General features: G+C 56.4%; 15 protein-coding genes. 11 read left to right on the top strand and 4 right to left on the bottom strand.

What is annotated here, in order from left to right; genetic code table 11:
• Window positions 1-52: 52 nt before the first annotated feature.
• The gene (locus tag BBB56_RS00785; protein WP_123798045.1) at window positions 53-1,354 is read left to right on the top strand and encodes an MFS transporter; all 1,302 of its coding nucleotides are present in this window, start codon (window positions 53-55) and stop codon (window positions 1,352-1,354) included.
• Between the two features lie 22 nt (window positions 1,355-1,376).
• On the opposite strand, the gene BBB56_RS00780 is transcribed toward BBB56_RS00785, so the two are convergent.
• The 3 genes from BBB56_RS00780 to BBB56_RS00770 are packed head-to-tail and all read right to left on the bottom strand — an operon-like array spanning window position 1,377 to window position 3,817.
• On the bottom strand, window positions 1,377-2,672 hold the full coding sequence (locus BBB56_RS00780; RefSeq protein WP_123798044.1) for a cytosine permease: 1,296 nt from the start codon (window positions 2,670-2,672) through the stop codon (window positions 1,377-1,379).
• Between the two features lie 20 nt (window positions 2,673-2,692).
• Entirely contained in the window at window positions 2,693-3,382 is a 690-nt protein-coding gene (locus BBB56_RS00775) for a helix-turn-helix transcriptional regulator (protein ID WP_123798043.1), read from the bottom strand.
• A 24-nt stretch (window positions 3,383-3,406) separates the two neighbouring features.
• On the bottom strand, window positions 3,407-3,817 hold the full coding sequence (locus BBB56_RS00770) for a GNAT family N-acetyltransferase (protein ID WP_123798042.1): 411 nt from the start codon (window positions 3,815-3,817) through the stop codon (window positions 3,407-3,409).
• A gap of 565 nt (window positions 3,818-4,382) precedes the next feature.
• Here BBB56_RS00770 and dnaK point away from each other — a divergent pair.
• From dnaK to nhaA, 3 genes are all read left to right on the top strand, one after another.
• Complete coding sequence (gene dnaK / locus BBB56_RS00765) at window positions 4,383-6,296, top strand: molecular chaperone DnaK (RefSeq protein WP_123798041.1); 1,914 nt, start codon at window positions 4,383-4,385, stop codon at window positions 6,294-6,296.
• 104 nt (window positions 6,297-6,400) lie between these two features.
• A complete protein-coding gene (gene dnaJ, locus BBB56_RS00760; protein WP_123798040.1) occupies window positions 6,401-7,543 on the top strand; it encodes a molecular chaperone DnaJ in 1,143 nt (380 codons plus the stop codon).
• 151 nt (window positions 7,544-7,694) lie between these two features.
• Window positions 7,695-8,870: a Na+/H+ antiporter NhaA gene (gene nhaA, locus BBB56_RS00755; protein WP_123798039.1), complete on the top strand. Its 1,176-nt coding sequence runs from the start codon at window positions 7,695-7,697 to the stop codon at window positions 8,868-8,870.
• Window positions 8,871-8,929: 59 nt separating this feature from the next.
• On the opposite strand, the gene rpsT is transcribed toward nhaA, so the two are convergent.
• A complete protein-coding gene (gene rpsT, locus BBB56_RS00750; RefSeq protein ID WP_033749434.1) occupies window positions 8,930-9,193 on the bottom strand; it encodes a 30S ribosomal protein S20 in 264 nt (87 codons plus the stop codon).
• 316 nt (window positions 9,194-9,509) lie between these two features.
• Between rpsT and ribF the strand changes: the two genes are divergently transcribed.
• From ribF to carA, 7 genes are all read left to right on the top strand, one after another.
• Window positions 9,510-10,433 carry a bifunctional riboflavin kinase/FAD synthetase gene (gene ribF / locus BBB56_RS00745; RefSeq protein WP_123798038.1) on the top strand — a complete coding sequence of 308 codons (924 nt, stop codon included), beginning with the start codon at window positions 9,510-9,512 and terminating at the stop codon, window positions 10,431-10,433.
• Window positions 10,434-10,461: 28 nt separating this feature from the next.
• Window positions 10,462-13,281 carry an isoleucine--tRNA ligase gene (gene ileS, locus BBB56_RS00740; RefSeq protein WP_123798037.1) on the top strand — a complete coding sequence of 940 codons (2,820 nt, stop codon included), beginning with the start codon at window positions 10,462-10,464 and terminating at the stop codon, window positions 13,279-13,281.
• Window positions 13,281-13,784: a signal peptidase II gene (gene lspA / locus BBB56_RS00735; protein ID WP_123798036.1), complete on the top strand. Its 504-nt coding sequence runs from the start codon at window positions 13,281-13,283 to the stop codon at window positions 13,782-13,784. Before ileS ends, lspA begins: the two co-directional genes overlap by 1 nt.
• Before the next feature lie 3 nt (window positions 13,785-13,787).
• Window positions 13,788-14,258, top strand: a complete 471-nt coding sequence (gene fkpB / locus BBB56_RS00730) for an FKBP-type peptidyl-prolyl cis-trans isomerase (protein WP_123798035.1) — start codon at window positions 13,788-13,790, stop codon at window positions 14,256-14,258.
• On the top strand, window positions 14,239-15,192 hold the full coding sequence (gene ispH, locus BBB56_RS00725) for a 4-hydroxy-3-methylbut-2-enyl diphosphate reductase (protein ID WP_123798034.1): 954 nt from the start codon (window positions 14,239-14,241) through the stop codon (window positions 15,190-15,192). The genes fkpB and ispH overlap by 20 nt, the downstream gene beginning before the upstream one ends.
• A gap of 211 nt (window positions 15,193-15,403) precedes the next feature.
• Window positions 15,404-16,219, top strand: a complete 816-nt coding sequence (gene dapB / locus BBB56_RS00720; protein WP_123798033.1) for a 4-hydroxy-tetrahydrodipicolinate reductase — start codon at window positions 15,404-15,406, stop codon at window positions 16,217-16,219.
• A gap of 468 nt (window positions 16,220-16,687) precedes the next feature.
• Window positions 16,688-17,836 carry a glutamine-hydrolyzing carbamoyl-phosphate synthase small subunit gene (carA, locus tag BBB56_RS00715; RefSeq protein ID WP_123798032.1) on the top strand — a complete coding sequence of 383 codons (1,149 nt, stop codon included), beginning with the start codon at window positions 16,688-16,690 and terminating at the stop codon, window positions 17,834-17,836.
• Window positions 17,837-17,848 lie beyond the last annotated feature (12 nt).

The raw sequence follows: 17,848 nt of genomic DNA, 5'->3' as shown, positions 1-17,848 counted from the left end.
ATAGTAAGTCTTCTTTTACAACCTCTCACTTGCTGCCGGAAGCCGTGCACTTATGGATTCGCCTACTTCTCATCGCCTGACCAGGCAAGACTATAAAACGCTGTCGCTGGCCGCGCTTGGCGGCGCGCTGGAGTTCTACGACTTTATTATTTTTGTATTTTTCGCCGCGGTGATTGGCGAGCTGTTTTTTCCGCCTGATATTCCCGACTGGCTGCGTCAGCTGCAAACCTTCGCCATTTTCGCCGCCGGCTATCTGGCGCGTCCGCTGGGCGGGCTTGTTATGGCGCACTTTGGCGACAAGGTTGGACGTAAGAAAATGTTCAGCCTGAGCATCCTGCTGATGGCGCTGCCGACGCTGGCGATGGGCGTGCTGCCGACTTATGAAACGGCAGGTATTATCGCGCCGCTGCTGATGCTGCTGCTGCGCCTGTTGCAGGGCGCGGCGATCGGCGGCGAGGTGCCGGGCGCCTGGGTCTTTGTGGCGGAGCATGTGCCGGAAAAACGGGTCGGATTTGCCTGCGGCACGCTGACCGCCGGTCTCACGGCCGGGATCCTGCTGGGTTCGCTGGTGGCGACGGCGATTAACAGCAGCATGACGCCGCAGACGGTTTCCAGCATCGGCTGGCGGCTTCCTTTCTTTCTCGGCGGGCTGTTCGGTCTGCTGGCGATGTATTTACGCCGCTGGCTGCATGAGACGCCAGTCTTTCAGCAAATGCAGCAGCAGAAAACCCTGGCCGATACGCTGCCGCTGAAGACCGTACTGACCCGGCATAAGGGCGGCGTCCTGCTCTCTATGCTGCTGACCTGGCTGCTCTCCGCCTGTATTGTGGTGGTGATTTTAATGGCTCCCGCCCTGATGCAGAAACAGCACGGTATCAGCGCCGCGCTGAGTTTGCAGGCTAACTGCCTGGCAACGGTCATGCTGCTGGCAGGTTGCGTGGCGGCCGGATGGCTGGTGGACTGGATGGGCGCGGCGAAGACGCTTATCGGCGGCTCGCTGCTGCTGGCCGTCTGTAGCTGGCATTTCTTTTCGAGCCAGACGGCGGATGCGGAAGGGCTGTTCTTTAACTACGGGCTGGCAGGGCTAAGCGTCGGGGTGGTGGGCGTGGTGCCTTTTTTAATGGTGCGCGCCTTTCCTGCGGCAGTGCGCTTTACCGGCATCTCTTTTTCTTACAATGTCGCCTATGCCATTTTCGGCGGCCTGACGCCGATTTTCGTTACGCTGATCCTGCGCGTCACGCCACTGGCACCGGCCTGGTATGTGCTGGCGCTGGCGCTGGCGGGGCTGCTTACTGGAATATGGCTACAGAGCGCGGGACGGCAGGGGCAACTGGTGAGTGAAACGCGCCTGTAAGCAGGCGCGTTTTCATTTACTTTTACTCTGCGGCTTGTTTCGATATGACCGTGGCGCGCTTCATCAGCGGCGCGGTCAGCAGATAGACGACGCAGGCGACAATCAGTGAATTGAAGACCGGCACGCCGCTTTCAACCAGCAGGCCGGTTGCGCTGCCGGCGACGCTGGCAATCAGCGCGGGCCAGCCAATCAGCTGCGAGGTAGCCGGAAGGGCGTTGCTGCTCCGGCTCTGCTCAAGGATCTGACGGTCCGTTTTCAGCAGATAATAATCAATAATCATCACGCCCAGCACCGGCGGGAAAACCACGCCCAGCAGTTCAAGAAAATCGACGAAGCGATCGAGAATGCCCAGAATAGAGCAGAGCGTGCCGAGAAAGCCCAGCAGCAGCGTTATCACGCTGTAACGGGGTTTATAGCCGGTCAGCCCTTCCGTGGCGTTGGCGATACCCAGCGACGAGGAGTAAAGGTTGAGATCGTTAACGCGCAGGGTAGAGAAAACCACGGCGAACAGGCCCAGCGTGCTGGTTGTCTGAGTGATAATGGCGATAATGTCAGAGGTGTGAAGCTCTCTGGCGATCAGAATGGCCAGACCGTTAACGCCGTACTCCCCGGCCAGTATCGTCAGCAGGGTAATGCTAAACACATCTTTGCCGCTGCGGGAAAAGCGGGTCAGGTCAGGCGTCATCAGGCTGGCCAGAATCGCCCCGCCAATTACCATGGTAATGGCGGCGCTAACGGTAATGGGATCGGATGGCGCGACGGGCAGGGCGGCATCGCCTGCCTGACCGTGAAACGCGTGCCAGAAAATCCAGCCGACCAGCGCGATAAAGAGCGGAACGGCAATGCGCGCGGTGAAGCGTAACGCCTTAAAGCCGAATGCCACCAGCAGCGTCAGCACCGCTCCCGACAGCGCCGCCGACTCGGCGAAACTGAGTTTGCCCTTCAGGGCGTAGCTCAGCGAACGCGCGAAAACCGCATTCTGAATACCAAACCAGCCGAGCAAACTAATGGCGACCAGCAGACCGATCAAGACCGAGCCATGACGACCAAAGCCGCACCAGCGCGCCAGCAGACTGCCTGATAAGCCTTCACGCATCCCGGCATAGCCGAGCGCGAAGGTGAGCACGCCGAACAGCAGGCTCGCCAGCGTAATAGCGGTAAAGGCCTCCGCGAGGGTCATACTGTTGCCCAGCACGGCTCCAAGCATAAACTGATCCAGAGCGGTCAACATCCCCATATGCACAATCGCGACGCTAAGCAATGAGTGTCTCTCATTCGCAGGGACGCGGCTCAATGGATAGTCATCTAATTTACTCACAACGCGTTTTCCTCACCGGGTTAAATAAAAGCAACGCCCTTGCTGAGCAGCTTTTCCGGCAGATAATTCTCCAGCGACTCAGCACGACAGTATTGTTCGAATTGTTGAAGCGAGTGCACACCCGCCTTTTGATACAGGGTCGCGATACGATTGCCAATCGTCTTCACGCTGAGACTATAGATACGGGCGATCTCTTTGGCGCTAAATCGTCGTAGCAGCAGAAAGATGATATCCAGTTCGGCTGGGGTAAAAAGAGAATGCTCAAGCTGGGTGGTCAGGACCGAGGCTTTCTGGGGATGAATAAACGTCAGCGCCGTGACGCAGTCCATCGGACGCGCGTTCCAGATGCAGCCGAGGAACTTGCCGTCGCAGTTAAACACGGGAAATTTTTCGCTGACGAAGGGCGTCAGGTAGTTTTTACCATACCAGTAATGCGTTTCGATGACGGCGACACGGTTGCGCAAGGCTTTCGCTCTTTCATCGTGCTCGCAAAACTCATCTGCGCAGTCGCTCCAGCTGGTAGGAAACTCATTGTCTTTTTTGCCCTCTAATGAATAGTTTTTAGGCGTGGCGGTATAGAGTCTCGCCGCCGCATTCATATAGAGATGCTGCGATGCCGCATCTTTAAAACCCCAGGGCGTGGGTAATAAATCCATTGTAGTGGCAAAAGCGGCAATAAAATCATCAACACTGCGATAGGGACTATCCATAGCGCCTCGCTAATAGAGTCCGGTTTATAATCTTTTTGCCAGATAATAACGGGCAAAGCGCTGCGCATAATCGTCTTTTTCGCCGTAAACGCGATAGCCCAGTTTTTCATAAAAGCCGCGCGCCTGAAAACTGAGAGTATCTACCACCGCCATATGGCAGCCGCGGCCGCGCGCCTCTTCCTCAGCCGCCAGCATTAGCTGACGTCCCGAACCGTGCTGGCGGTACGCCTCATCAATCCACAGATAGTTAATATCCAGCGTGCCAAACCAGGTATGCGCCAGCAGGCCGCCCTGAATACGCTGCTCATCATCGTAAAGAAAAACATTCAGGGATTTCATATTGACGTCAGCAAAGCGGTTATTGTGCTGCCAGAGTCGCTGAATAATATATTCTTCGGTCTGACGGTCTTCAATATGGCTGATTTTAATTTCCATATTATAGTCGCGTCCGTTTGATAAATGATGAGTAAGGGAAGGGTGTTATATTAACATGCCCAGAATTGCCATTATTAGCATGACGCTAAGCGGCGCGCAAGGGTTAATATTCCCCCTGTGACAGTCAGCCAGCTGTATTATGATGGCTTTGCTGATTTGATTCACCTCTTACAGCATCTTGCTGACACCAGGGAAAAACAGAAAAATAAATTAGTTTTGCAATAATAACGATAATACATTTTCATCGCACCCCCAGGTGGGCCGATGCACTCACACAGCACTTAATCAGACATCCGTTTAAAGGCCGCAGTTTTTGCGGCCTTTTCTTTTGCCTTTTCGGCGGCTTTTTCTTTTGTCTGCGCCAGGTTCGACGCCACGAAGCGCACCAGTCTGAAAAAATTTTTTCTTTTAACCCTTGATGCGCTTCGAAGCGGCCCCATCTAGTTGTCATCGAGCGTTGTGAGCCTGGGAAAAAAGCGAGTCCTGGCGGTTGAAAGCCAGCAAAGCGCCCGCATAAAGGGTTCACAACCCAAACTGACAAAGAATTTAAGTGGGAGACGTTTAGATGGGTAAGATTATTGGTATTGACCTGGGTACAACCAACTCTTGTGTTGCGATCATGGACGGCACTAAAGCACGCGTGCTGGAGAATGCCGAGGGCGATCGCACCACGCCTTCAATTATTGCTTATACGCAGGATGGCGAAACTCTGGTCGGTCAACCGGCTAAACGTCAGGCGGTAACAAACCCGCAGAACACGCTGTTTGCTATCAAGCGTCTGATTGGCCGTCGTTTCCAGGATGAAGAAGTACAGCGCGATATTAAAATCATGCCGTACAAAATCACCTCTTCCGACAACGGCGATGCCTGGCTGGATGTAAAAGGCCAGAAAATGGCTCCGCCGCAGATCTCTGCGGAAGTGCTGAAAAAAATGAAGAAAACCGCTGAAGACTATCTCGGCGAGCCGGTCACCGAAGCGGTTATTACCGTTCCGGCCTACTTCAACGATGCACAGCGTCAGGCAACGAAAGATGCCGGCCGTATCGCTGGTCTGGAAGTAAAACGTATCATTAACGAACCGACGGCCGCTGCGCTGGCTTACGGTCTGGACAAAGGCCAGGGCAACCGCACCATCGCGGTCTATGACCTGGGCGGCGGTACTTTCGATATCTCTATTATCGAAATTGACGAAGTTGACGGCGAAAAAACCTTTGAAGTGCTGGCGACCAACGGTGACACCCACCTGGGCGGCGAAGACTTCGACAGCCGTCTGATTAACTATCTGGTTGCCGAATTCAAGAAAGATCAGGGCATCGATCTGCACAACGATCCGCTGGCGATGCAGCGCCTGAAAGAAGCGGCAGAGAAAGCGAAAATCGAGCTCTCCTCCGCGCAGCAGACCGACGTTAACCTGCCGTACATCACCGCAGACGCGACCGGTCCGAAACACCTGAACATCAAAGTGACCCGCGCTAAGCTGGAGTCGCTGGTTGAAGATCTGGTCACCCGCTCTATCGAGCCGCTGAAAGTCGCGTTGCAGGATGCCGGTCTCTCGGTTTCCGACATCAACGACGTGATCCTGGTGGGCGGTCAGACCCGTATGCCGATGGTGCAGTCCAAAGTCGCTGAGTTCTTCGGTAAAGAGCCGCGTAAAGACGTTAACCCGGACGAAGCGGTTGCCGTCGGCGCTGCGGTACAGGGCGGCGTACTGGCTGGCGACGTGAAAGACGTTCTGCTGCTGGACGTAACCCCGCTGTCGCTGGGTATCGAAACCATGGGCGGCGTGATGACCTCGCTGATCAGCAAGAACACCACGATTCCGACCAAGCACAGCCAGGTGTTCTCAACGGCGGAAGACAACCAGTCAGCCGTGACCATTCACGTGCTACAGGGCGAGCGTAAGCGTTCAAGCGATAACAAATCGCTGGGTCAGTTCAACCTGGACGGCATCCAGCCTGCGCCGCGCGGCATGCCGCAGATCGAAGTCACCTTTGACATCGATGCGGACGGTATCCTGCACGTCTCAGCCAAAGACAAGAACAGCGGTAAAGAGCAGAAGATCACCATCAAGGCCTCTTCTGGTCTGAACGAGGAAGAGATCGAAAAAATGGTTCGCGATGCCGAAGCGAACGCTGAATCGGATCGCAAGTTCGAAGAGCTGGTGCAGACGCGCAACCAGGGCGACCAGATTGCCCACAGCACGCGTAAGCAGCTGGAAGAAGCGGGCGACAAACTCTCCGCCGACGACAAAGCGCCTATCGAAGCCGCGCTTAGCGAGCTGGAAACCGCGCTGAAAGGCGAAGACAAAGAAGCCATCGACGCGAAGATGCAGGCGCTGATGCAGGTTTCCAGCAAACTGATGGAAGCGGCACAGCAGCAGGCACAGGCTGGCGGCGCGGATGCAGCCGACGCTTCTGCGAAGAAAGATGACGACGTTGTCGACGCTGAATTCGAAGAAGTGAAAGATAACAAAAAATAATTGCCCCTGACCGGGCGCGACGGTTGGCCTGACAGCCGTTGAAACCAGCACGGGCGTAGGAGATCTCTCCACGCCCGTGCGAGCATGTTAAGGGCTAAGAAAAAATGGCGAAGAGTGACTACTACGAGATTTTAGGCGTCTCCAAATCCGCAGACGAACGTGAAATTAAAAAGGCGTATAAGCGCCTGGCGATGAAGTATCACCCTGACCGTAATCCGGGTGACAAAGAAGCTGAAGCCAAATTCAAAGAGGTTAAGGAAGCCTACGAAATCCTGACCGACGCGCAGAAACGCGCGGCATACGATCAGTACGGCCATGCAGCCTTTGAACAGGGCGGTATGGGCGGCGGCGGGTTCGGCGGCGGCGGCTTTGGCGGCGGCGCCGACTTCAGCGATATCTTTGGCGACGTTTTCGGCGATATTTTTGGCGGCGGACGTCGTCAGCGCGCAGCGCGCGGTGCCGATTTACGCTACAACATGGAGCTGACGCTGGAAGAAGCGGTGCGCGGCGTGACCAAAGAGATCCGCATCCCGACGCTGCAAGAGTGCGATGTTTGCCACGGCAGCGGCGCGAAATCAGGTACGCAGCCACAAACCTGTCCGACCTGCCACGGCGCAGGCCAGGTGCAGATGCGTCAGGGCTTCTTTACCGTACAGCAGGCTTGTCCAACCTGTCATGGCCGCGGCTCGGTGATTAAAGATCCGTGCAACGCCTGTCATGGACACGGTCGCGTTGAGAAATCGAAAACCCTGTCGGTGAAAATCCCCGCAGGCGTGGATACCGGCGACCGCATTCGTCTCAGCGGCGAAGGGGAAGCGGGCGAGCAGGGCGCGCCGGCTGGCGATCTCTACGTTCAGGTGTCGGTGAAAAAACACCCGATTTTCGAACGCGAAGATAACAACCTCTACTGCGAAGTGCCGATCAATTTTGCGATGGCGGCGCTGGGCGGCGAGATTGAAGTGCCGACGCTGGATGGACGCGTGAAGCTGAAAGTTCCGGCGGAAACCCAGACCGGCAAGCTGTTCCGCATGCGCGGCAAAGGCGTGAAGTCGGTACGAGGCGGTGCGGTCGGCGATCTGCTGTGTCGCGTGGTGGTCGAAACGCCAGTGAATCTGAACGAGAAACAGAAAAAGCTGCTGCGTGACCTTGAAGAGAGCTTCGGCGGACCGACGGGTGAAAATAACAGCCCGCGCTCCAAAAGCTTCTTCGACGGCGTGAAGAAGTTCTTTGACGATTTGACCCGCTAAGTTTCCTGTTCTGATAACTAAGCCAGCGCGCAGCCGCTGGCTTTTTTTTGCCCCTTTCTTAAGTAATCATTCCGGTCCCGGACTCAACCGCTGTTACAAAATGTTATCATTGCGGTCTGTTTGCTGTTTATTTTCTGAAAAGGACTGCTTCGTGAATATCGGGCTGAAAAAACTGCTCCACAACGACGCGACCAGCGGCGTTGTGCTCATCCTCGCCGCCGCGCTGGCAATGTTTCTGGCGAACTATGCGCCGACCCAGCAAGGCTATCAAAACCTGCTGGCGATACCGGTTGAATTTCGCTTCGGCGCGCTCGACATCAGCAAGAATCTGTTGCTGTGGATTAACGATGCGCTGATGGCGATTTTCTTTCTGCTGGTCGGTTTAGAAGTGAAGCGGGAAATGGTGATGGGTGCTCTGGCGAAGCGTGAACAGGCTATTTTCCCCCTGATTGCCGCGCTGGGCGGTATGCTGATGCCAGGCCTGCTTTTTCTGGCCTTTAACGGCGCGGATGCGGCTACGCGCAGCGGCTGGGCGATTCCGACCGCCACCGACATCGCCTTCGCGCTGGGTATTCTCGCGCTGCTGGGCAGCCGCGTGCCGCCGGCGCTGAAGATCTTTTTGATGGCGCTGGCGATCATTGACGATCTCGGCGCGATCGTGATTATCGCGCTGTTTTACACCAGTGAGCTGTCGATGAGCGCATTGGCCGTCGCCGCGCTGGCGATTATCGTGCTGGCCGCCATGAACCTGCTTAATCTGCGTAATACCGGACTCTACCTGCTGGTGGGGCTGGTATTATGGACCGCAGTGCTCAAGTCGGGCGTCCATGCCACGCTGGCGGGCGTGGTCGTTGGGTTCCTGATTCCGCTAAAGAAACAGGAAGGGCATTCCCCGGCGATCCATCTGGAGCACGCGCTGCATCCCTGGGTGCGCTGGCTGATTCTGCCGCTGTTCGCCTTCGCCAACGCGGGCGTGTCGCTTGACGGGGTTCACGCCGCCAGTATTTTCTCGCTGCTGCCGCTGGGCATTATGGCGGGACTGCTGTTTGGCAAGCCGCTCGGCATTACGCTGTTCTGCTGGCTGGCGGTAAAAGGCAGACTGGCCTCGCTGCCGAAAAATACCTCGCTGGCGGATATTGCCGCGGTCGGCGTGCTGTGCGGCATAGGCTTCACAATGTCGATTTTTATCGCGTCGCTGGCCTATGGCGAAAGCAACCCGCAGCTTATTACGCTGGCGAAGCTGGGCATTCTGCTTGGCTCGATCCTGTCGGCGGTGGCGGGCTATCTGATTCTGCGCAGACGTCTGGCGGGGCGTGGGGCGGCATAACTGAGGCGAAAAAAAACCGGCTAAGCGCCGGTTCTTTTTACAAAGCGATAAACAAAGGCTTACGCCATTTTGTTGATCTGAGCAGTCAGGTTAGCTTTATGACGTGCTGCTTTGTTTTTGTGGATCAGACCTTTAGCAGCCTGACGGTCCACGATCGGTTGCATTTCGTTAAATGCGTTCTGCGCAGCAGCTTTGTCGCCAGCTGCGATCGCCGCGTATACTTTCTTAACGAAAGTACGCATCATAGAACGACGGCTCGCGTTATGCTTGCGACGTTTTTCAGATGTTACGGCGCGTTTCTTAGCTGATTTGATATTAGCCAAGGTCCAACTCCCAAATGTGTTCTATATGGACAAATCAAAGGCCGAGGACTATGCCTTTTGAGCCTTCTTTTGTCAATGGATTTGTGCAAATAAGCGTCGTTTTACAAACCACGCTCGGTTACGTAATTGATGGCGCAAGATTCTACCAGCTTCCCCGCGTTGAATACAGCGTTTCGCAACAAAATTCTCAGCCGGAAGGCGTATACGCGCCAGGCCCTGTTAAATCGCGCGCCAGCGAGGAAAGGTGTGGTTAACGGGTTAACCTTCGTGCCTTTCAAGGGTATAATCCGCCGATTTCCACCGGTTTGAGTCAGCCATGAAGTTTATCCGCGGTATTCATAATTTAAACGAGCAGCATCGCGGCTGCGTCCTGACCATTGGTAACTTCGACGGCGTGCATCGCGGCCATCAGGCGCTGATGGCGCGCCTGTGCGAAGAGGGACGAAAACGCCAGCTTCCGGTGATGGTGATGCTGTTTGAGCCGCAGCCGCTTGAGCTGTTTGCCGGGGATAAAGCCCCCGCGCGTCTGACGCGTCTGCGCGAGAAGCTGAAGTATCTGGCGGAAGCCGGAGTGGATCGGGTGCTCTGCGTGCGCTTTGACCGTCGCTTCGCCGCGCAGTCGGCGCAGTGCTTTATCACCGATTTGCTGGTCGAGAAGCTGGGCGTCAGCTATCTGGCGGTGGGAGATGATTTCCGCTTTGGCGCTGGTCGTCAGGGCGATTTCCTGTTATTACAGAAGGCCGGTGCGGAATACGGTTTTGACGTTGTCAGCACCGAGACCTTTTGCGACGGCGGTAAGCGCATCAGCAGCACGGCCGTACGTCAGGCGCTGGCTGCTGACGATTTAGCGCAGGCGCAAACGCTGCTGGGCCATCCTTTCAGTATTTCCGGGCGCGTCGTGCACGGCGACGCCCTGGGGCGCACTATCGGTTTTCCCACTGCGAATCTTCCTTTACGCCGCATCGTCTCGCCGGTAAAAGGCGTCTACGCGGTGGAAGTGCACGGCCTGGGCGCGCCTGTTCCCGGCGTGGCTAATATCGGCACGCGGCCGACGGTAAAAGGATTGCGCCAGCAGCTTGAAGTTCACCTGCTTGACATCAATATCAATCTGTATGGAAAGCACATTGATGTGGTGCTGAAGCATAAGATACGTAACGAGCAGCGCTTTGCCTCGCTGGAGGCGTTGAAAGAACAAATTGCGAAAGATGTGGTAACCGCCCGGCAATTCTTTGGGCTTTAATCCCGCGAAATACGGAAACGAGAATCTGATGAGTGACTATAAATCTACCCTGAATTTGCCCGAAACGGGGTTCCCGATGCGTGGCGATCTGGCCAAACGCGAACCGGGGATGCTGCAACGCTGGTATGATGACAATCTGTACAACATCATCCGCGAAGCCAAAAAAGGGAAAAAAACCTTTATTCTGCATGACGGCCCTCCCTACGCGAACGGCAGCATTCATATTGGTCACTCAGTTAACAAGATTCTGAAAGACATTATCGTTAAGTCCAAAGGCATGGCGGGTTTCGATTCGCCCTACGTGCCGGGCTGGGACTGCCACGGTCTGCCGATCGAGCATAAAGTCGAGCAGATGATCGGCAAGCCGGGCGAGAAAGTAACGCCAGCCGAATTTCGCGAAGCGTGCCGCAAATACGCCGCCGAGCAGGTTGAAGGCCAGAAAGCGGACTTTATCCGCCTCGGCGTGCTGGGCGACTGGGATCGTCCCTATCTGACGATGAATTTCGACACCGAAGCCAACATCATCCGCGCGCTGGGCAAAATCATCGGCAACGGCCATCTGCATAAAGGCGCGAAGCCGGTGCACTGGTGTCTCGACTGCCGTTCGGCGCTGGCGGAAGCGGAAGTCGAATACTACGACAAAACCTCGCCCTCTATCGACGTGATGTTCAACGCGGTGGATGCTGACGCCGTGCGCGCCAGATTTGGCGACGCGCCGGTCAATGGCCCGATTTCGCTGGTTATCTGGACGACGACCCCCTGGACCATACCGGCTAACCGCGCTATCTCGCTGCATCCGGAATTTGACTATCAGCTGGTGCAGATCGACGGGCGCGCCCTGATCCTGGCGAAAGAGCTGACAGAGAGCGTGCTGAAGCGCGCTGGCGTCGCCGAATGGACGGTGCTGGGCGAATGCAAAGGCGCGGCGCTGGAGCGTCTCACCTTCCAGCATCCTTTCCTGGTCAACATCCAGTCGCCGGTGGTGCTGGGCGAACATGTGACCCTTGAAGCCGGTACGGGCGCCGTGCACACCGCGCCGGGTCACGGTCCGGACGACTATGTTATCGGTCAGAAGTATGGCATTGAAGTGGCGAACCCGGTCGGCCCGGACGGCAGCTATCTGCCAGGCACCTACCCGACGCTGGACGGTCTCAATGTGTTTAAAGCCAACGATGTCATCGTTGAGCTGCTGAAAGAGAAGGGCGCGCTGCTGCATGTGGAAAAATTGCTGCACAGCTATCCGCACTGCTGGCGTCATAAAACGCCGATCATCTTCCGCGCGACGCCGCAGTGGTTTATCAGCATGGATCAGAAAGGGCTGCGCGCGCAGTCGCTGAAAGAGATCAAAGGCGTGCAGTGGATCCCGGACTGGGGCCAGGCGCGCATTGAGGCGATGGTGGCCAACCGTCCGGACTGGTGTATCTCTCGTCAGCGCACCTGGGGCGTGCCGATGGCGCTGTTCGTTCATAAAGAGACCGAGCAGCTGCATCCCGATACGCTGGCGCTGATGGAAAAAGTGGCGCAGCGCGTGGAGCAGGACGGCATCCAGGCGTGGTGGGATCTCGACCCGCGCGATCTGATGGGCGACGACGCCGACAACTATGTGAAAGTGCCGGATACGCTGGACGTCTGGTTCGACTCTGGCTCCACCAGCTACGCGGTGGTGGACGCGCGTCCGGAATTTGGCGGTCACGCTGCGGATATGTATCTGGAAGGTTCCGACCAGCATCGCGGCTGGTTTATGTCCTCCCTGATGATCTCCACCGCAATGAAGGGCAAAGCGCCTTACCGTCAGGTGCTGACCCACGGCTTTACCGTTGACGGTCAGGGCCGCAAAATGTCCAAGTCGATCGGCAACACCGTTTCGCCGCAGGACGTGATGAACAAACTGGGCGCGGATATTCTGCGTCTGTGGGTCGCCTCGACCGACTACTCCGGCGAGATGGCGGTTTCCGACGAGATCCTGAAGCGCTCCGCCGACGCCTATCGCCGTATTCGTAACACCGCGCGCTTCCTGCTGGCGAACCTCAACGGTTTCAATCCGGAAACCGATATGGTTAGCCCGGAAGAGCTGGTGGTGGTAGATCGCTGGGCGGTCGGCCGCGCGCAGGCCGCGCAGGCGGACATCGTCGCCTCTTATGAGAACTACGACTTCCACGAAGTGATCCAGCGTCTGATGCAGTTCTGCTCGGTCGAAATGGGCTCCTTCTATCTGGACATCATCAAGGACCGTCAGTACACGGCGAAGCGCGACAGCCTGGCGCGTCGCAGCTGCCAGACCGCGCTGTGGCACATTGTTGAGGCGCTGGTGCGCTGGATGGCGCCGATCATGTCCTTCACCGCCGATGAAATCTGGGGCTATCTGCCGGGCAAACGCGCGCAGTACGTCTTTACCGAAGAGTGGTATGACGGCCTGTTTGGTCTGTCGCAGGATGAAGCGCTCAATAATGACTACTGGGCTGAGCTGCTGAAAGTGCGCGGCGAAGTCAACAAGGCTATTGAGCAGGCGCGCAGCGACAAGCGTATCGGCGGCGCGCTCGAAGCGACCGTTACGCTGTACGCCGATGCGGCGCTAGCGGCGAAGCTTCAGGCGCTGGGCGACGAGCTGCGCTTTGTGCTGCTGACTTCTGGCGCGACGGTGGCGGATTATGCGCTGGCCAGCGAGGAAGCGCAGCAGAGCGAACTGGTGAAAGGTCTGAAAATCGCGCTGCATAAAGCAGAAGGCGAGAAGTGTCCGCGCTGCTGGCACTACACTACTGACGTCGGCCACAATCCGGAGCATCTCGCCGTGTGCGGTCGCTGTTATACCAACCTGGCCGGCAACGGCGAAGAGCGTAAATTTGCCTGATGCGTAAATCTATTTTTTCAACCGGCTTGCGCTGGATATGGCTGGTGCTGGTGGTAATCCTGGTCGACTTCGCCAGCAAGCAGTGGGTGATGAACAACATGATGCTGCATGAAACGCAGCCGCTGATGCCGTTCCTCAACCTGTTTTACGCGCACAACTACGGCGCGGCGTTCAGCTTCCTGGCGGATAAAGGCGGCTGGCAGCGCTGGTTCTTCGCGGGCATCGCGATTGCCATTGTGGTGGCGTTACTGGTGATGATGTACCGCAGTCGGGCCAGCCAGAAAATCGTAAACATCGCCTACGCGCTGATTATTGGCGGCGCGGCGGGTAACCTGTTCGATCGTGCTTATCACGGATTTGTGGTCGATTTTATCGACTTCTATATTGGTGACTGGCACTTCGCAACCTTCAATATCGCTGACTGCGGCATCTGTATCGGCGCCGCGTTAGTGGTGCTGGAGGGCTTTTTTAGCCCGTCCGGCAAACCGGCAAAACAAGGGTAAGTCATGACAGTCTCTGTACAGCGCGACAGCGCGGTGCTGCTGCATTTCACGCTGAAGCTTGAGGATGGTTCTGTCGCGGAGTCGACGTCAGCTTCCGGCAAACCGGCGCTGTTCCGCCTGGGCGATGGCAGCCTTTCCGACGCACTGGAGCAGGAGCTGCTGGGACTGAAGGCGGGCGATAAGCACGCCTTTACGCTGGCGCCGGAAGCGGCGTTCGGCGCCGTCAGTCCGGATCTTATCCAGTACTTCTCGCGCCGCGACTTTATCGACGCGGGCGAGCCGGAAATCGGCGCGATTATGCTGTTTACCGGAATGGGCGGCAGTGAAATGCCAGGCGTGATCCGCGATATTTCCGGTGATTCCATTACGGTGGATTTTAACCATCCGCTGGCCGGTCATCAGGTTCATTTCGATATCGATGTGCTGGAAGTCGATCCGGTACTGGAGGCAAACGATGCAAATCCTGCTGGCTAACCCGCGCGGCTTTTGCGCCGGCGTCGATCGCGCTATCAGCATCGTGGAGCGCGCGCTGGAGATGTACGGCGCGCCGATCTATGTGCGTCATGAGGTCGTGCATAATCGCTATGTGGTGAACAGCCTGCGCGAGCGCGGCGCGATCTTTATCGAAGAGATTAGCGAAGTGCCGGATAACGCCATCCTGATCTTTTCGGCGCACGGCGTCTCTCAGGCGGTCCGCGCCGAAGCCAAAGCGCGCAGCCTGACCATGCTGTTTGACGCCACCTGTCCGCTGGTGACTAAAGTGCATATGGAAGTGGCGCGCGCCAGCCGCAAAGGCGTAGAAGCTATCCTGATCGGTCATGCGGGTCATCCGGAAGTGGAAGGCACCATGGGCCAGTACAGCAACCCCAACGGCGGCATGTATCTGGTGGAGTCGCCAGAGGACGTGTTTAAGCTTCAGGTCAAAGATGAGAGCAATCTCTGCTTTATGACGCAGACCACGCTGTCGGTGGATGATACCTCTGACGTGATTGATGCGCTGCGCGCCCGTTTTCCGGCCATTATTGGTCCGCGCAAAGACGACATCTGCTACGCCACCACCAACCGTCAGGAAGCGGTGCGCGTGCTGGCGCGCGATGCGGACGTGGTGCTGGTCGTCGGCTCGAAGAACTCCTCTAACTCCAACCGTCTGGCGGAGCTGGCGCAGCGCGCTGGCAAGCTGGCGAAGCTGATCGATTCGGCAGACGACATTCAGGAAGAGTGGGTAAAAGACGTTAAGTGCATCGGTGTTACCGCCGGCGCGTCCGCGCCGGATATTCTGGTGCAGCAGGTGATTCAGCGTCTGCGCGAACTCGGCGGCGAAGCGGCGATAGAGCTGATTGGCCGCGAAGAGAACATCGTATTCGAGGTGCCTAAAGAGCTGCGCGTCGAAGTGCGTAACGTGCAGTAACGCCGCGCGCTCTGTTCAGGAAAGGCCGACTTGTTCGGCCTTTTTTATTGGCAAAAAAGAGCTGTTCCGCTGAGCGGAATTGCTTTTACTGATAATCGGCAGGCGCTACCCTGAAATTCTAATTATCCCGCATTAATAGTGGCGCGCGTGTTAACTGACCGTTAACCTGATTGCGCTTGAATGCATAGTTTTGTATCAGGAATGAATAAATATGAAGAATTACCGCATTGCCATTGTGGGCGCGCCTGGGCGCATGGGACGCAATCTGATTGAGGCGACGCAGCAGGCGGAAGGCGTTGAGCTGGGCGCTGCGCTGGTGCGCACGGGTTCCTCGCTGGTGGGCAGCGACGCGGGCGAACTGGCCGGGCTGGGAAAAAACGGCGTTATCATCACCGACGATTTACGCAGCGTGACAGACGATTTTGATGTGCTGGTGGATTTCACCCGCCCGGAAGGCACGCTCGACTACCTGGCGCTGTGCCGTGAATACAAAAAAGCGATGGTTATCGGCACCACCGGCTTTGACGACGCAGGCAAAGCGGCCATTAAGGCGGCGTCAGAAGAGATCGCTATCGTGTTTGCAGCGAACTTCAGCGTCGGCGTCAATCTGGTGCTCAGGCTGCTGGAAAAGGCGGCCAAAGTCATGGGCGAGTACGCCGATATTGAAATAGTCGAAGCGCACCATCGCCATAAAGTGGATGCGCCTTCCGGCACGGCGCTGGCAATGGGCGAAGCCATTGCTGATGCGATGGGCTGGGATCTTAACGACCATGCGGTTTACGCGCGTGAAGGCCACACCGGCGAGCGTAAGCCGCAGACAATCGGTTTCGCTACCGTTCGCGCCGGAGATATTGTCGGCGAGCATACGGCTATGTTTGCGGATATCGGAGAGCGCGTCGAGATTACCCATAAGGCGTCAAGCCGTATGACCTTCGCAAAAGGGGCGGTCCGTTCGGCTTTGTGGCTGAAGGATAAGAAAACCGGCCTTTATGATATGCGTGACGTACTGGATTTGTCAGATAGGTAAGTTTTAAAACCATTGTGATGTGGTTATTTCAATCCGTAATCTGTTGATTGAGAAGGGCGATAATTTTATCGTCCTTTATTTTATGTAAAAATAAGCGTCTTATAAGTTTTTTTCTTTATTGGTGCCGTAACTTTGCTTTTTGCCTGCTTTCGCAGGCGGGAAAATAACTTTTTTGACCAAATGGTCAAAAAAAATCGCTCCCGGCTCTGCGAATTATCTTATTTGCCTCAGGCAACCGATTATTTCATCCTGTAATCTCTCATTTTCACGCCTTAGTTCCGGTTTTAGCATTCAGTGACCCGAAAAACACAAAAAAATCGCCTTTCAGGGTAGACAAGGACCGGGGCGATCATTAGAATGCGCGCAATTTGCCAAAAATCGACCAGTCAGGCGGTTTTTGCCTTGATTCAGGGCCAAATTTTGAATTAATATGCAAATATTGTGACTGTTTATTCCCTGGAGGATGTTTTGATTAAGTCAGCGCTCTTGGTTCTGGAAGACGGAACCCAATTCCACGGTCGGGCCATCGGGGCAACAGGATCGGCAGTGGGGGAGGTCGTTTTCAATACGTCAATGACCGGTTATCAAGAAATACTCACTGATCCCTCCTATTCCCGCCAGATCGTCACCCTCACTTATCCCCATATCGGCAATGTTGGCGCCAACGCCGCCGACGCAGAATCCACTCAAATCCATGCTCAGGGCCTCGTTATCCGCGACCTGCCGTTGATTGCCAGCAACTTCCGCAGCGAAGAGGGCCTGTCAGCCTACCTGCAACGCAACAACATCGTGGCTATCGCCGACATCGATACGCGTAAGCTGACGCGCCTGCTGCGCGAAAAAGGCGCACAGAATGGCTGCATTATCGCGGGCGATAACCCGGATGCGTCGCTGGCGCTACAGAAAGCGCAGGCATTCCCTGGATTGAAAGGGATGGATCTGGCAAAAGAAGTCACAACCGCCGAAACCTATAGCTGGCAGCAGGGTTCCTGGACGCTGCAAGATGGGCTGCCGGAACAGCAGCAGGCTGACGCGCTGCCGTATCACGTCGTGGCCTACGACTACGGCGTGAAATTTAATATCTTTCGTATGCTGGTCGATCGCGGCTGTCGCTTAACGGTCGTTCCGGCGCAGACGCCGGCCGACGAGGTGCTTAAGCTCAATCCGGACGGCATTTTCCTCTCTAACGGACCGGGCGACCCGGAGCCGTGCGACTATGCCATCAGCGCCATCAAAACCTTTCTGGAAACAGAGATCCCGGTATTCGGCATCTGTCTCGGCCACCAGTTGCTGGCGCTGGCGAGCGGCGCGAAAACCGTGAAAATGAAGCTTGGCCATCACGGCGGCAACCATCCGGTGCAGGATCTCGACAATAACTGCGTCATGATCACCGCGCAAAACCACGGATTCGCCGTTGACGAGGCAAACCTGCCCGCCAACCTGCGCGTCACCCACGTATCGCTGTTCGACAAAACGGTGCAGGGCATTCACCGTACGGATAAACCGGCGTTCAGCTTCCAGGGACACCCGGAAGCCAGCCCGGGTCCGCATGATGCCGCACCGCTGTTCGACCACTTTATCGAACTGATTGAAGCCTACCGTTCGCAAGCCAAGTAATCAGGAGCCTGA

It is taken from the genome of Candidatus Pantoea deserta, from assembly GCF_003813865.1.
GTDB classification, from domain to species: domain Bacteria; phylum Pseudomonadota; class Gammaproteobacteria; order Enterobacterales; family Enterobacteriaceae; genus Pantoea; species Pantoea deserta.
The sequence above is the reverse complement of the archived record's forward strand: the minus strand, read 5'-3'. Positions and strand labels throughout refer to the sequence as shown.

What these genes read in the sequence shown, in the direction of transcription:
- BBB56_RS00785 (WP_123798045.1), top strand. Translation starts at nt 53, where the DNA reads ATGGATTCGCCTACTTCTCATCGCCTGACCAGGCAAGACTATAAAACG.
- BBB56_RS00775 (WP_123798043.1), bottom strand. Translation starts at nt 3,382, where the DNA reads ATGGATAGTCCCTATCGCAGTGTTGATGATTTTATTGCCGCTTTTGCC.
- BBB56_RS00770 (WP_123798042.1), bottom strand. Translation starts at nt 3,817, where the DNA reads ATGGAAATTAAAATCAGCCATATTGAAGACCGTCAGACCGAAGAATAT.
- dnaK (WP_123798041.1), top strand. Translation starts at nt 4,383, where the DNA reads ATGGGTAAGATTATTGGTATTGACCTGGGTACAACCAACTCTTGTGTT.
- dnaJ (WP_123798040.1), top strand. Translation starts at nt 6,401, where the DNA reads ATGGCGAAGAGTGACTACTACGAGATTTTAGGCGTCTCCAAATCCGCA.
- ribF (WP_123798038.1), top strand. Translation starts at nt 9,510, where the DNA reads ATGAAGTTTATCCGCGGTATTCATAATTTAAACGAGCAGCATCGCGGC.
- ileS (WP_123798037.1), top strand. Translation starts at nt 10,462, where the DNA reads ATGAGTGACTATAAATCTACCCTGAATTTGCCCGAAACGGGGTTCCCG.
- lspA (WP_123798036.1), top strand. Translation starts at nt 13,281, where the DNA reads ATGCGTAAATCTATTTTTTCAACCGGCTTGCGCTGGATATGGCTGGTG.
- fkpB (WP_123798035.1), top strand. Translation starts at nt 13,788, where the DNA reads ATGACAGTCTCTGTACAGCGCGACAGCGCGGTGCTGCTGCATTTCACG.
- ispH (WP_123798034.1), top strand. Translation starts at nt 14,239, where the DNA reads ATGCAAATCCTGCTGGCTAACCCGCGCGGCTTTTGCGCCGGCGTCGAT.
- dapB (WP_123798033.1), top strand. Translation starts at nt 15,404, where the DNA reads ATGAAGAATTACCGCATTGCCATTGTGGGCGCGCCTGGGCGCATGGGA.